At 63.2% G+C, this 12,774-nt stretch carries 13 protein-coding genes; 12 read left to right on the plus strand and 1 reads right to left on the minus strand.

Annotated features, from left to right (window positions below):
• Positions 1-86: 86 nt before the first annotated feature.
• Positions 87-1,286 carry a winged helix-turn-helix domain-containing protein gene (locus LB523_RS03165; RefSeq protein ID WP_224600894.1) on the minus strand — a complete coding sequence of 400 codons (1,200 nt, stop codon included), beginning with the start codon at positions 1,284-1,286 and terminating at the stop codon, positions 87-89.
• A gap of 334 nt (positions 1,287-1,620) precedes the next feature.
• Here LB523_RS03165 and LB523_RS03170 point away from each other — a divergent pair, with 334 nt between their 5' ends.
• The 12 genes from LB523_RS03170 to LB523_RS03225 all read left to right on the plus strand — a co-directional run bounded on the left by LB523_RS03170 (position 1,621) and on the right by LB523_RS03225 (position 12,774).
• Positions 1,621-1,986, plus strand: coding sequence for an NADH-quinone oxidoreductase subunit A (locus tag LB523_RS03170; protein WP_042643187.1), 366 nt, complete (start codon positions 1,621-1,623; stop codon positions 1,984-1,986).
• The gene (locus tag LB523_RS03175; protein ID WP_015317338.1) at positions 1,977-2,558 is read left to right on the plus strand and encodes a NuoB/complex I 20 kDa subunit family protein; all 582 of its coding nucleotides are present in this window, start codon (positions 1,977-1,979) and stop codon (positions 2,556-2,558) included. Before LB523_RS03170 ends, LB523_RS03175 begins: the two co-directional genes overlap by 10 nt.
• Positions 2,559-2,562: 4 nt before the next feature.
• The gene (locus LB523_RS03180) at positions 2,563-3,165 is read left to right on the plus strand and encodes an NADH-quinone oxidoreductase subunit C (protein ID WP_224600895.1); all 603 of its coding nucleotides are present in this window, start codon (positions 2,563-2,565) and stop codon (positions 3,163-3,165) included.
• 34 nt (positions 3,166-3,199) lie between these two features.
• The gene (locus tag LB523_RS03185; RefSeq protein WP_140839930.1) at positions 3,200-3,577 is read left to right on the plus strand and encodes a four helix bundle protein; all 378 of its coding nucleotides are present in this window, start codon (positions 3,200-3,202) and stop codon (positions 3,575-3,577) included.
• 66 nt (positions 3,578-3,643) lie between these two features.
• On the plus strand, positions 3,644-4,834 hold the full coding sequence (locus LB523_RS03190; RefSeq protein ID WP_095764860.1) for an NADH-quinone oxidoreductase subunit D: 1,191 nt from the start codon (positions 3,644-3,646) through the stop codon (positions 4,832-4,834).
• Positions 4,835-6,157 (plus strand): NADH-quinone oxidoreductase subunit E, encoded by a 1,323-nt coding sequence (locus LB523_RS03195; protein ID WP_224600896.1) that lies wholly within the window; start codon positions 4,835-4,837, stop codon positions 6,155-6,157.
• A gap of 10 nt (positions 6,158-6,167) precedes the next feature.
• Positions 6,168-7,472, plus strand: a complete 1,305-nt coding sequence (nuoF, locus tag LB523_RS03200) for an NADH-quinone oxidoreductase subunit NuoF (protein WP_095764862.1) — start codon at positions 6,168-6,170, stop codon at positions 7,470-7,472.
• Positions 7,473-7,547: 75 nt separating this feature from the next.
• The gene (locus LB523_RS03205; protein ID WP_224600897.1) at positions 7,548-8,231 is read left to right on the plus strand and encodes an NADH-ubiquinone dehydrogenase; all 684 of its coding nucleotides are present in this window, start codon (positions 7,548-7,550) and stop codon (positions 8,229-8,231) included.
• A 74-nt stretch (positions 8,232-8,305) separates the two neighbouring features.
• Entirely contained in the window at positions 8,306-10,387 is a 2,082-nt protein-coding gene (gene nuoG / locus LB523_RS03210) for an NADH-quinone oxidoreductase subunit NuoG (RefSeq protein ID WP_224545458.1), read from the plus strand.
• Positions 10,388-10,389: 2 nt separating this feature from the next.
• Entirely contained in the window at positions 10,390-11,433 is a 1,044-nt protein-coding gene (nuoH, locus tag LB523_RS03215) for an NADH-quinone oxidoreductase subunit NuoH (protein WP_095764865.1), read from the plus strand.
• A complete protein-coding gene (gene nuoI / locus LB523_RS03220; RefSeq protein WP_095764866.1) occupies positions 11,433-11,924 on the plus strand; it encodes an NADH-quinone oxidoreductase subunit NuoI in 492 nt (163 codons plus the stop codon). The genes nuoH and nuoI overlap by 1 nt, the downstream gene beginning before the upstream one ends.
• Before the next feature lie 229 nt (positions 11,925-12,153).
• Positions 12,154-12,774, plus strand: a complete 621-nt coding sequence (locus tag LB523_RS03225; protein WP_140545674.1) for an NADH-quinone oxidoreductase subunit J — start codon at positions 12,154-12,156, stop codon at positions 12,772-12,774.

The following is a 12,774-nucleotide window of genomic DNA, read 5'->3' on the forward strand; positions in this document are numbered from 1 at the left end:
ATATCGAGCGCCTGAAAACCATCGCAACCGATCCTAACCACAGTTGGGATGTTCTATTTTTGTTCACTCTCCCTGTCAACGCGCAGCTACGACACCGCGATGTCGGCCAGCGCCGGCCCGAGGTCGCCGGCCGGCGTCACTTCGATCGCCTCCAGGCCGAGCCAGCCCTGCATCTGCTTCAACTCGTCGAAGAGCTGGGCGGCCGTTTCGGGTGGGGCGCCGGCCTCGGCGTAGGCGGCGTGGACGCGCAAGATGCTGGCCGGGCGGTCAGCTTTCAGATCGACGCGGGCGACGATCCGATCGCCGAGCAGGAAGGGCAGCACGTAGTAGCCATATTGGCGTTTCTCGGCCGGCGTGTAGATCTCGATGCGGTAGCGGAAATCGAAGAGTTTCTCCGTCCTGGTGCGTTCGAAGACGACGGGATCGAAAGGGGCGAGCAGGGCGCGCGCTTCTATCCGGCGCGGGAAACGGGCGTCCTTGTGGAGATAGGCGGTCTTGTCCCAACCTTCGACCTTCACCGGCAGCAATTCGCCGGCTTCGACCAGTTCCTCGATGCGATCCTTCGTGTCGCCCGGCGCGAGACGAAAATAGTCGCGCAGGTCGCTATAGGTGGCGATGCCATGGGCGCGGGCGGAAATGCGCAGCAACTCGCGATGCGCGTCCTCGACCGAGGGAATGGGAAGGTCGAGCACCGCCTGCGGCAAAACGCGCTCGGGCAGGTCGTAATAGCGTTCGAAGCCGCGGCGGTAGGCCGTGGTGATGCGACCGGCCCAGAACAGCCATTCGAAAGCGTGCTTGGCCTCGCTCCAGCCCCACCAGCCGCCATTGCCCTTGTGGCCTTCGATATCGGAGGCGGCGATCGGACCACGATCGGCGACTTCTCCATATATCTCGTCGATCATTTCCTTGCGTTCACGACCCCATTTCGCTAGGCCGAGATACATCTCGTCGCCCCGCTCGGCGCGCTGCATGCGCCAGCGCATCAAAGGATAGGTCTCGACGGGCAGGAACGACGCCTCATGCGCCCAGTATTCGAACACGGCGCGCTTGCGGGTGACTGCGGCATTGTCGAGCAGCGTAAGCGGGTAGGGGCCGAGGCGCGAATAGAGCGGCATGTAATGCGCGCGCACCACCGCGCTCACGGAATCGATCTGCAGAAGGCCGGTTCGCGAAAGTACCCGCGCAAGGTGGCGGCGATCCGGAACACCACTGGGCCTAGGGTCGTTGAACCCTTGCGCCCCGAGCGCGACGCGCCTCGCCATGGCCAGCGAAATCTTGTCCTTCATCAGGTGTCCTTGCCCCGATCGTCCGTTGGATTTTTAGCCGGTGATTCCGGCCATGCTAGCAGGCAAATGGCGGGAGATATGTCAGGAGAGAAAACTGGAGTAAAAACTGAAGGAAATCAAACAGGAGCGGATCGGACCAGTTTCTTCCGATAAGGCGTCCAGAGCCGCGATTTGAACAACGTTTGACTTGCGTCACCGAAACCGCTGCGCTAACCCTCGCCGCGTTGCAGCATGGGCCCCTTAAAACGGTTCAGCGGTTAATCTGTCACGCTTCCGCATTAGAGTTCGTTGCTGTAATCAAAATGAACTGCCCCCGCCGAAGGAAAGTCGCCGCATGAGCGCACTCCTAAGTTCGTACCTGCCTATCGTGCTGTTCATCGCCGTGGCGATGATCGTCGGTCTGGCGCTCATCATCGCTCCGTTCCTTGTCGCCTACCGCAATCCCGACCCGGAAAAGCTTTCCGCCTATGAATGCGGGTTCAACTCGTTCGACGACGCCCGCATGAAGTTCGACATCCGCTTCTACCTGGTGTCGATCCTGTTCATCATCTTCGATCTCGAGGTCGCCTTCCTGTTCCCGTGGGCGGTGTCCTTCTCGAAGCTCGGCATGCTCGGCTTCTGGTCGATGATGGTGTTCCTGGCGGTGTTGACCATCGGTTTTGCCTATGAATGGAAAAAAGGAGCGCTGGAATGGGATTGAACGATAGTTCAGGCACCCTCGTCGCGCCGAAGCCCAAGGGCATCATCGACCCCAACACCGGCAGGCCGGTGGGGGAGGACGATCCCTTCTTCCTCGAAATCAACAATGAGCTGGCCGACAAGGGTTTTCTCGTCACCTCGACCGAGGCACTGATCACCTGGGCGCGCAGCGGCTCGCTGATGTTCATGACTTTCGGCCTCGCCTGCTGCGCGGTCGAGATGATCCACACCTCGATGCCGCGCTATGACTCGGAGCGTTTCGGCGTCGCGCCGCGCGCGTCGCCGCGCCAGTCCGACATTATGATCGTCGCCGGCACGCTGACCAACAAGATGGCGCCGGCGCTGCGCAAGGTCTACGACCAGATGCCGGAGCCGCGCTACGTCATCTCGATGGGCTCCTGCGCCAATGGCGGCGGCTACTACCACTATTCCTATTCGGTGGTGCGCGGCTGCGACCGCGTCGTGCCGGTCGACATTTATGTGCCCGGCTGCCCGCCGAGCGCGGAAGCGCTGCTCTACGGCATTCTCCTTCTGCAGAAGAAGATCCGCCGCACCGGCACGATCGAACGGTGAGCCGATGACCCTGGCGCTGAACGAACTCTCCACCTATCTCGGCGAGAAGCTCTCCGGCCGCATCGGCGAAGCCGTGCTTGCCTATGGTGAGCTGACGGTTTCGGTTGAACCGGGCAACCTGATCGAGGTCGCGACCTTCCTGCGCGACGATCCGCGCTGCCAGTTCATCTCGATCATCGATGTCTGCGGAGCGGACTACCCGTCGCGCGCCAAGCGCTTCGACGTCGTCTATCACCTATTGTCGCCGAAGCAGAATGTCCGCATCAGGCTCAAGGTCCAGGCCGACGAGGAGACGCTGGTGCCGTCGCTGACCGGCGTCTATCCGGGTGCCGACTGGTTCGAGCGCGAGACCTACGACCTTTACGGCGTGCTGTTCTCGGGCCATCCGGACCTGCGCCGCATTCTCACCGACTATGGTTTCGAGGGGCATCCGCTGCGCAAGGATTTCCCGCTGACCGGTTTCGTCGAGGTGCGCTACGACGACGAGGCCAAGCGGGTGATCTACGAGCCGGTGGAATTGAAGCAGGAATTCAGAAATTTCGACTTCTTGAGCCCGTGGGAAGGAACGGATTACGTGCTTCCCGGGGATGAGAAGGCGAAACAGTGAGTAGGGAAGTAGTCAGTAGTCAGTAGGGAAGGAATTGGAAAAGCGGATCGAATCTTATCGCGACCTGATGGTGTGGCAATCGGCGATGGTCCTTGCCGAAGATTGTTATCGCGTCACCAAAGGTTTTCCGAAGGACGAGATCTATGGAATGACCTCCCAAATGCGCCGCTCGGCGGCATCTATCGCCGCCAATATCGCTGAGGGGTATGGTCGTGAGAACAGAGGTTCATTCGTTCAATTTCTGCGCATGGCGCAGGGTTCGTTGAAGGAACTGGAAACGCACATACTCCTGGCATGCCGGGTTGGCTTGTTAGAAAAAGACAATGAGATTGAACTGCTGGTGCGATGCGAAGAGATTGGAAAGATGACGAGATCTCTCATTCGGACGGTGCAGGCCAAGCAGGCGGAATGAAGCAGGCATTGAGATTGATGATCACTACTCACTACTCACTACTGACTCGTCGCCAGAGGCGCCACGATGGCTGAAACCTCCGTCCGCAACTTCAACATCAACTTCGGTCCGCAGCATCCTGCGGCGCATGGCGTTTTGCGCCTGGTGCTGGAGCTGGACGGCGAGGTGGTCGACCGCGTCGATCCGCATATCGGTCTGCTGCATCGCGGCACCGAGAAGCTGATCGAGGCCAAGACCTATCTGCAGGCCGTGCCCTATCTCGACCGGCTCGACTATTGCGCGCCGATGAACCAGGAGCATGCCTTTGCGCTCGCGGCCGAGCGCCTGCTCGGCATCGAGGTGCCGAAGCGCGGTCAGCTGATCCGCGTGCTCTATTCCGAGATGGGCCGCATCATGTCGCACATCTTGAATGTGACGACGCAGGCCATGGACGTCGGCGCGCTGACGCCGCCGCTTTGGGGCTTCGTCGAGCGCGAAAAGCTGATGGTGTTCTATGAGCGCGCTAGCGGTTCGCGCATGCATGCGGCCTATTTCCGGCCGGGCGGCGTGCACCAGGACCTGCCGCAGAAGCTCGTCGAGGACATCGGCAAGTGGATCGACCCGTTCCTGAAGTCGATCGACGATCTCGACGCGCTCTTGACCGGTAACCGCATCTTCAAGCAGCGCAATGTCGATATCGGCACGGTGTCGCTGGCCGACGCCTGGGCGTGGGGCTTTTCTGGCGTGATGGTGCGCGGCTCGGGCGCCGCCTGGGACCTGCGCAAATCGCAGCCCTATGAATGCTATTCCGAGATGGATTTCGACATCCCGATCGGCAAGAACGGCGACTGCTACGACCGTTACCTTGTGCGCATGGAAGAGATGCGCCAGTCGGCGAAGATCATGCGCCAGTGCGTCGATCTGCTGCTCGGCAAGGAAAGCGCCGGCCCCGTGTCGAACCTCGACGGCAAGGTCGTGCCGCCGAAGCGCGCCGCGATGAAGCGCTCGATGGAAGCGCTGATCCATCACTTCAAGCTCTATACCGAGGGCTACCGCGTGCCGGCCGGCGAGGTCTATGCGGCCGTCGAGGCACCGAAGGGCGAATTTGGCGTCTACCTGGTCTCCGACGGCACCAACAAGCCCTATCGCTGCAAGCTGCGCGCGCCCGGTTTCGCGCATCTGCAAGCCATGGATTTCCTGTGCCGCGGCCACATGCTGGCCGACGTCACCGCCGTGCTTGGCTCCCTCGACATCGTGTTTGGTGAGGTCGATCGCTAAATGTCAGTCCGCCGTCTTGCAGAAGCCAGCCTCCAGCCTGCCACCTTCGCCTTCAACGAGGCGAACGCGGCGGCCGCCCAGCAGTGGATCGCCAAATACCCGAAGGGGCGCGAGCAGTCGGCGATCATCCCGTTGCTGATGATCGCGCAGGAGCAGGAAGGCTGGGTCACCAAGGCGGCGATCGAGACGATCTCGGACATGCTCGGCATGCCGCGCATCCGTGGCCTCGAAGTCGCGACTTTCTATACGCAGTACCAGCTCAATCCGGTCGGCACGCGCGCGCATATCCAGGTCTGCGGCACCACGCCCTGCATGCTGCGCGGCTCCGAAGCGCTGATGGATGTGTGCCGTTCGAAAATCCATCACGACCAGTTCCATACTAACGACAAGGGCACGCTGTCGTGGGAGGAGGTCGAATGCCTCGGCGCCTGCGTCAACGCGCCGATGGTCATGATCTTCAAGGACACTTTCGAGGACCTGACGCCCGAGCGGCTGGCCGAGATCATCGATCTCTACGACGCCGGCAAGGGCGCCGAGGTGAAGCCTGGTCCGCAGAACGGCCGCCACGGGTCCGAGCCGGCTACCGGGCTCACGACGCTGACCAGCGAAAAGGCGATCCTGAAGTCGACGCGCGACAAGGAAGCCAGGGCGGCGGCGAAAGCCGCCAAGGAAGCTCTCGCATCGGCGCCGCCTGCAGCTTCCGCCGCAGCCCCGGCACCCGCTGCGCCGGCAAGCTCGGCGCCAGCTCCGGCCGCCTCTGGCCCGGTTGGACCGTCAAAATCCAGCAAGCCGAAAACCCATGCGGCTGAAACCAGCCCGGCGCTCAACACGCCGTCGCCGGTCAAGGTCGCCCCGGCCACCGAGAATGGCGCCAGCGTCAGGGCGCCGCGTCATTCGGCCGCCAACGCCAACCAGGCCGCTCCGGAAGTCGAGGCGGTTTCCAAGCCGCGCAGCGGGCCGAAGACCAAGGCCGAGCCGGTCACCGCTTTCAAGGCGCCGGAAACCAAGCAGCCTGTCGCCAAGACGACGAAACCTTCGCTCGACGACAAGAACCGGCCGGCCGGCATCGAGCGCCCGGCAACGGTCGACGATCTCAAGCTGATCTCAGGCGTCGGCCCGAAGATCGAAGGCACCCTGCATTCGCTGGGCATCTACACCTTCGCGCAGGTCGCCGCCTGGAAGAAAGCCGAGCGCGAATGGGTCGACGGCTATCTCAATTTCCGCGGCCGCATCGAGCGCGACGACTGGGTGAAGCAGGCCAAGGCGCTCGCCAAGGGCGGCGTCGCCGAATACATCCGCGTCTTCGGCAAGAAGCCGGTCTGAGGGACGACAAATGCTTCAGGACAAAGACCGCATCTTCACCAACATCTACGGCCTGTTCGACAAGTCGCTGGCCGGCGCGCAGTCGCGCGGCATCTGGGACGATACGCCAGGCCTCGTCGCCAAGGGGCGCGACTGGATCATCAACGAAATGAAGGCGTCGGGTCTGCGCGGGCGCGGCGGCGCCGGCTTCCCGACCGGGTTGAAGTGGTCGTTCATGCCCAAGCAGAGCGACGGACGGCCGAGCTATCTGGTCATCAACGCCGACGAATCCGAGCCCGGCACCTGCAAGGACCGCGATATCCTGCGCAACGATCCGCACACGCTGGTCGAGGGCGCGCTGGTCGCCGGCTTCGCGATGGGCGCGATCGCCGCCTACATCTATGTGCGCGGCGAGTTCATCCGCGAGCGTGAGGCGCTGCAGCGCGCCATCGACGAGGCTTACGCGGCCAAGCTGATCGGCAAGAACAACACATCCGGCTACGACTTCGACATCTACATGCATCATGGCGCCGGCGCCTATATCTGCGGCGAGGAGACGGCGCTGCTCGAAAGCCTGGAAGGCAAGAAGGGCCAGCCGCGGCTGAAGCCCCCATTCCCGGCCAATGTCGGCCTCTATGGCTGCCCGACCACCGTCAACAACGTCGAATCGATCGCGGTGGCGCCGACCATTCTGCGCCGGGGCGCCGCCTGGTTCTCGTCCTTCGGCCGCCCGAACAATGCCGGCACCAAGCTGTTCTGCGTGTCCGGCCACGTCAACAATCCGTGCACTTTCGAAGAAGCGATGTCGATCCCGTTCCGCGAGCTGATCGAGACGCATTGCGGCGGCATCCGCGGCGGCTGGGACAATCTGCTCGCGGTCATTCCGGGCGGCGCTTCGGTGCCGCTGGTGCCGGCCGAGCAGATCATCGATGCGCCGATGGATTTCGACGCGCTGCGCGACCTGAAATCCGGGCTCGGCACGGCGGCCGTCATCGTCATGGACAAGTCGACCGATATCGTGAAGGCGATCGCCAGGCTGTCCTACTTCTACAAGCATGAGAGCTGCGGCCAGTGCACGCCGTGCCGCGAAGGCACCGGCTGGATGTGGCGGGTGATGGAGCGGCTGGTGCGCGGCGAGGCGCAGAAGCGCGAGATCGACATGCTGCTCGACGTCACCAAGCAGGTCGAGGGCCACACAATCTGCGCGCTGGGCGACGCGGCTGCCTGGCCGATCCAGGGCCTGATGCGGCATTTCCGCGGCGAGGTGGAACGCCGCATCGACGAGTTTTCGCGCAACGCGCACCGGGTCGAGCCGGTGATGGTGGCGGCGGAATAAGACTACGAAATACGGGCTTGGCCCGAAGACTGAAAAACTGGGGCGGGCATACGAAGAAACGACCAGGAGATCTCTATGGCGCCGTATTCGATACCCTATCCGTTCGTGCCTGATTTGGACCAACTCGAGAAGATGAACCAGGACCTGACCAAGATGATGCCGAAGGAGATGGCCAGCGCCGTCAACCTTCTGGCGCATCCAGTCGCGGGCGCCGCCGCGATGTCGGCGCTCAGCATCGGTCTGGCCAACCACGCCGTCGGCATGTGGATGGGCGCGTTCACCGGCGCGCTGGAGGCTTCGCAGCGCATGTTCCAGCCTTTCCTCGACGATCTCGAGGCGCAGCATGAAGCGGCCGCCAACGCCTCCAAGGCGCGCAAGGCGACCGAGACGTTGATCGCCAGGGCTCAGACCTTCGCCCAGGATGTGACCGACATAGCGGCGAACGCGACCGAGAAAGCGCTCGACGCGACCGGGGCCGATATTGTCGCCCAACCGGCCGCAACGAGGCTGATGCCTGAGGATTTCAGGCAGCCTAAGGCCGTCGACAAGCCGGCGAATCCGTCGGACCTGAAGGCGATTTCGGGTGTCGGACCGAAGCTGGAAAAGGTGCTCAACGGTCTCGGCATCTGGACCTATGGCCAGATCGCCGCCTGGACCTCGGAAGAGATCGCCTGGGTGGAAGATTACCTGTCGCTCGCCGGCCGTATCGGCCGCGACAACTGGACTGCCCAGGCCGCGGCGCTCGCCGCGAAGAAGTGAATTGAAATGCCGGGCGCGGCTTCAGTCGCGCCCGGAAGGATAGATTGCGGGACATCCGCAGAGGTTTGAGGCGAATGGCAAAGCTAAAGGTCGACGGGAAAGAGATCACGGTACCCGACCATTACACGCTGCTGCAGGCGGCCGAGGACGCCGGCGCGGAAGTGCCGCGCTTCTGCTTCCACGAGCGGCTGTCGATCGCTGGCAATTGCCGCATGTGCCTTATCGAGGTGAAGGGCGGTCCGCCCAAGCCGCAGGCCTCCTGCGCCATGGGCGTGCGCGACCTGCGCCCGGGCCCGAATGGCGAGCCGCCGGAAATCTTCACCAACACGCCGATGGTCAAGAAGGCCCGCGAAGGCGTGATGGAATTCCTGTTGATCAACCATCCGCTCGATTGCCCGATCTGCGACCAGGGCGGCGAATGCGACCTGCAGGACCAGGCAATGGCCTTCGGCGTCGATTCCTCGCGCTATCATGAGAACAAGCGCGCGGTCGAGGACAAGTATATCGGCCCGCTGGTCAAGACGGTGATGAACCGCTGCATCCATTGCACGCGCTGCGTCCGCTTCACCACCGAGGTCGCCGGCATTTCCGAGCTCGGCCTGATCGGCCGCGGCGAGGATGCCGAGATCACCACCTATCTCGAACAGGCGATGACGTCGGAGCTGCAGGGCAACGTCATCGATCTGTGCCCGGTCGGCGCACTGACCTCGAAGCCGTTCGCCTTCCAGGCGCGGCCGTGGGAACTGACCAAGACGGAATCGATCGACGTCATGGACGCAGTCGGCTCGGCGATCCGCGTCGACAGCCGCGGTCGCGAGGTGATGCGCATCCTGCCGCGCGTCAACGAGGCGGTGAACGAGGAGTGGATCTCCGACAAGACCCGCTTCATCTGGGACGGCCTGCGCACGCAGCGCCTAGACCGCCCTTACGTGCGCAAGAATGGCAGGCTCGTTTCGGCAAGCTGGGCGGAAGCCTTCGCGGCGATCAAGGACGAGGTTGCAAAGACCGCGCCCGAGCGGATCGGCGCCATCGCCGGCGATCTCGCCGCGGTCGAGGAAATCTACGCGCTCAAGCTGCTGATGGCCGCGCTCGGCTCGAAGAACATCGACTGCCGCCAGGATGGAGCAGCGCTCGACCCGTCGCTCGGCCGTGCCAGCTATATCTTCAACCCGACCATCGAAGGCATCGAGCAGGCCGATGCGGTGCTGATCATCGGCGCCAATCCGCGCTTCGAGGCCTCGGTGCTCAATGCCCGCATCCGCAAGCGCTGGCGCGTCGGCAATCTGCCGGTCGGCGTCATCGGCGAGATCGGCGATACACGCTACGACTATGAGCTGATCGGCGCCGGCCCGGAATCGCTCAAGGACCTTGCCGACGGCAACGGCAAGTTCTTCGAGGTGCTGAGCAAGGCCACGCATCCGCTGATCATCGTGGGCCAGGGCGCGCTGGCGCGCACCGACGGCGCGGCGGTGCTCGGCCAGGCAGCCAGGCTCGCGGCCGCCGTCAACGCGGTCACAGCCGAGTGGAACGGCTTTGCGGTGCTGCACAACGCAGCGGCAAGAGTCGGCGGCCTCGATGTCGGTTTCGTGCCGGGCGAGGGCGGCAAGAACGTCGCCGGCATGCTGGGCGACACCGATGTGCTCTTCCTGCTCGGCGCCGACGAGATTGACATGGCCAAGACCGGCGGCGCCTTCGTTGTCTATATCGGCACGCATGGCGATGCCGGCGCGCACCGCGCCAATGTCATCCTGCCGGCCGCGGCCTACACCGAGAAGTCGGGCACCTATGTCAACACGGAAGGCCGCGTGCAGCAGACCAACCGCGCCGGCTTCGCCCCTGGCGAGGCGCGCGAGGACTGGGCGATCCTGCGGGCGCTCTCCGACGTGCTCGGCAAGAAGCTGCCCTTCGATTCGCTGGCGCAGCTGCGTGCCAAGCTCTATGGCGAATTCCCGCATCTCGCCCGCATCGACCAGGTGCAGGCGGGCAGCGGCGACGACATCGCCAAGGTGGCGAAGCTCGGCGGCCGGCTTAACAAGGGCACCTTCACCTCGCCGGTGAAGGATTTTTATCTCACCAACCCGATCGCGCGGGCGTCGGCCGTGATGGCCGAATGCTCGGCGCTGGCCAAGAGCGGCTTCAAGCAGGCGGCGGAATAAGCATGGACACCTTCTTCTCCTTCTACGTGCTGCCGACGCTGCTGATCCTGTTGAAGTCGGTCGTGCTGATCGTCGTGCTTCTGATCGGCGTCGCCTATCTGCTTTATGCCGACCGCAAGATCTGGGCGGCGGTGCAATTGCGGCGTGGGCCGAACGTCGTCGGTCCATGGGGAACGCTGCAGGCCTTTGCCGACCTTCTGAAATTCGTCTTCAAGGAGCCGGTGATCCCGTCGGGCGCCAACAAGGGCGTGTTCCTTCTGGCGCCGCTGGTCTCGGCGGTGCTGGCGATTTCGGCCTGGGCTGTCATTCCGGTCAATGAGGGCTGGGCGATCGCCAACATCAATGTCGGCATCCTTTATGTCTTCGCCATCTCCTCGCTCGAGGTCTATGGCGTGATCATGGGCGGCTGGGCATCGAACTCGAAATATCCGTTCCTCGGCGCGTTGCGCTCGGCCGCGCAGATGGTGTCCTACGAAGTCTCGATCGGCTTCGTCATCGTCACCGTGCTGCTCACCGTCGGCTCGCTCAACCTCTCCGACATCGTCATGTCGCAGCAAGACGGTCTCGGCACGCGGCTTGGCCTGCCCAACACCTTCCTCGACTGGCACTGGCTGTCGCTGTTGCCGATGTTCGTGGTGTTCTTCATTTCCGCGCTTGCCGAGACGAACCGTCCGCCCTTCGACCTGGTGGAAGCGGAATCGGAACTCGTCGCCGGTCATATGGTCGAATATTCGTCGACGCCGTTCCTGCTCTTCTTCCTCGGCGAGTATGTCGCCGTCGTCCTGATGTGCGCGCTGGCGACCATCCTGTTCCTCGGCGGCTGGCTGCCGCCGTTCAACTTCGCGCCCTTCACCTGGATACCTGGGGTGATCTGGTTCGTGCTGAAGATCTGCCTGATGTTCTTCATGTTCTCCATGGTGAAGGCGTTTGTGCCGCGCTACCGCTACGACCAGCTGATGCGGCTGGGCTGGAAAGTCTTCCTGCCGATCTCGCTGTTCATGGTCGTGGCCACCGCGGCCTTCCTCAAGATCACGGGGTTTGCGTGATGTCCGCTCTGGCCCAGGCCGCAAAATCGCTGCTGCTGAAGGATTTCGTCAGCGCCTTCTTCCTGTCGATGCGCCAGTTCTTCGCGCCGAAGGAAACGATCAACTATCCGCATGAGAAGGGGCCGATCAGCCCGCGCTTCCGCGGCGAGCATGCGCTGCGCCGCTATCCGAACGGCGAGGAACGCTGCATCGCCTGCAAGCTCTGCGAGGCGATCTGCCCGGCGCAGGCGATCACCATCGAGGCCGGCCCGCGCCGCAATGACGGCACGCGCCGCACCGTGCGCTACGACATCGACATGGTGAAGTGCATCTATTGCGGCTTCTGCCAGGAAGCCTGCCCGGTCGACGCCATCGTCGAAGGGCCGAATTTCGAATTCGCGACCGAGACGCGCGAGGAGCTCTACTACAACAAGGAAAAGCTGCTCGCGAACGGCGATCGCTGGGAGCGGGAGCTGGCGCGCAACATCGCGCTGGATGCGCCGTATAGGTGATTAGCGTGCTTCTCCTCGTAAACCGGGAGAAGATGCCGGCAGGCAGATGAGGGGCGGCGCCAGCTTCTGGAAACTTGGCGTGCCCCTCATCCGGCCCTTCGGGCCACCTTCTCCCCGTAAACGGGGAGAAAGAACAAGAAAGTGGACGGCGCAACGTCGTCCGTCTAAGGAACACGCGGTTTCGAACCGGAGGCGGGTCGGAGTCGGAATTTGGAACCCGGGGGAACCCATGCTGAGTGGACTAGAGGCGGCCTTTTTCTACCTCTTCGCCTTTATCGCCGTGGCGTCGGCCTTCATGGTCATTTCGTCGCGCAACCCCGTGCATTCCGTGCTGTTCCTGATCCTCACCTTCTTCAACGCCGCGGGGCTGTTCATGCTGACCGGCGCCGAGTTCCTGGCGATGATCCTGCTGGTCGTCTATGTCGGCGCGGTTATGGTGCTGTTCCTGTTCGTCGTCATGATGCTCGACGTCGACTTTGCCGAGATGAAAGAGGGCGCGCTGCAATACGCGCCGATCGGCGCGCTGGTCGGGCTGATCCTGGCGGCCGAGCTGATCGTCGTGCTCGGCGGCTACACATTCGCACCGCAGCTCGCCTCGACGGTCGCCAAGGCAACGCCGGATCTCGCCACGCGCTCCAACACGGCGGCGCTCGGCGACATCCTCTACACGGACTACCTCTATTATTTCCAGATTTCCGGCCTTGTGCTGCTGGTCGCCATGATCGGCGCCATCGTCTTGACGCTGCGCCATAAGGAAGGCGTCAAGCGGCAGTCGATCGCCGCGCAGGTCGCCCGCACGCCGGCGACGGGCATGGAAATCCGCAAGGTCAAATCGGGCGAGGGTATCTGA

It is taken from the genome of Mesorhizobium sp. ESP-6-4 (assembly GCF_020164735.1).
In the GTDB taxonomy this organism is placed as follows: domain Bacteria; phylum Pseudomonadota; class Alphaproteobacteria; order Rhizobiales; family Rhizobiaceae; genus Mesorhizobium.

Excerpts from the sequence above, each read along its gene's own strand:
- LB523_RS03205 (WP_224600897.1), top strand. The coding sequence starts at position 7,548 with ATGGCGCCGTATTCGATACCCTATCCGTTCGTGCCTGATTTGGACCAA.
- LB523_RS03180 (WP_224600895.1), top strand. The coding sequence starts at position 2,563 with ATGACCCTGGCGCTGAACGAACTCTCCACCTATCTCGGCGAGAAGCTC.
- nuoG (WP_224545458.1), top strand. The coding sequence starts at position 8,306 with ATGGCAAAGCTAAAGGTCGACGGGAAAGAGATCACGGTACCCGACCAT.
- LB523_RS03195 (WP_224600896.1), top strand. The coding sequence starts at position 4,835 with ATGTCAGTCCGCCGTCTTGCAGAAGCCAGCCTCCAGCCTGCCACCTTC.
- LB523_RS03225 (WP_140545674.1), top strand. The coding sequence starts at position 12,154 with ATGCTGAGTGGACTAGAGGCGGCCTTTTTCTACCTCTTCGCCTTTATC.
- LB523_RS03165 (WP_224600894.1), bottom strand. The coding sequence starts at position 1,286 with ATGAAGGACAAGATTTCGCTGGCCATGGCGAGGCGCGTCGCGCTCGGG.
- nuoF (WP_095764862.1), top strand. The coding sequence starts at position 6,168 with ATGCTTCAGGACAAAGACCGCATCTTCACCAACATCTACGGCCTGTTC.
- LB523_RS03190 (WP_095764860.1), top strand. The coding sequence starts at position 3,644 with ATGGCTGAAACCTCCGTCCGCAACTTCAACATCAACTTCGGTCCGCAG.
- LB523_RS03175 (WP_015317338.1), top strand. The coding sequence starts at position 1,977 with ATGGGATTGAACGATAGTTCAGGCACCCTCGTCGCGCCGAAGCCCAAG.
- LB523_RS03170 (WP_042643187.1), top strand. The coding sequence starts at position 1,621 with ATGAGCGCACTCCTAAGTTCGTACCTGCCTATCGTGCTGTTCATCGCC.
- nuoI (WP_095764866.1), top strand. The coding sequence starts at position 11,433 with ATGTCCGCTCTGGCCCAGGCCGCAAAATCGCTGCTGCTGAAGGATTTC.
- nuoH (WP_095764865.1), top strand. The coding sequence starts at position 10,390 with ATGGACACCTTCTTCTCCTTCTACGTGCTGCCGACGCTGCTGATCCTG.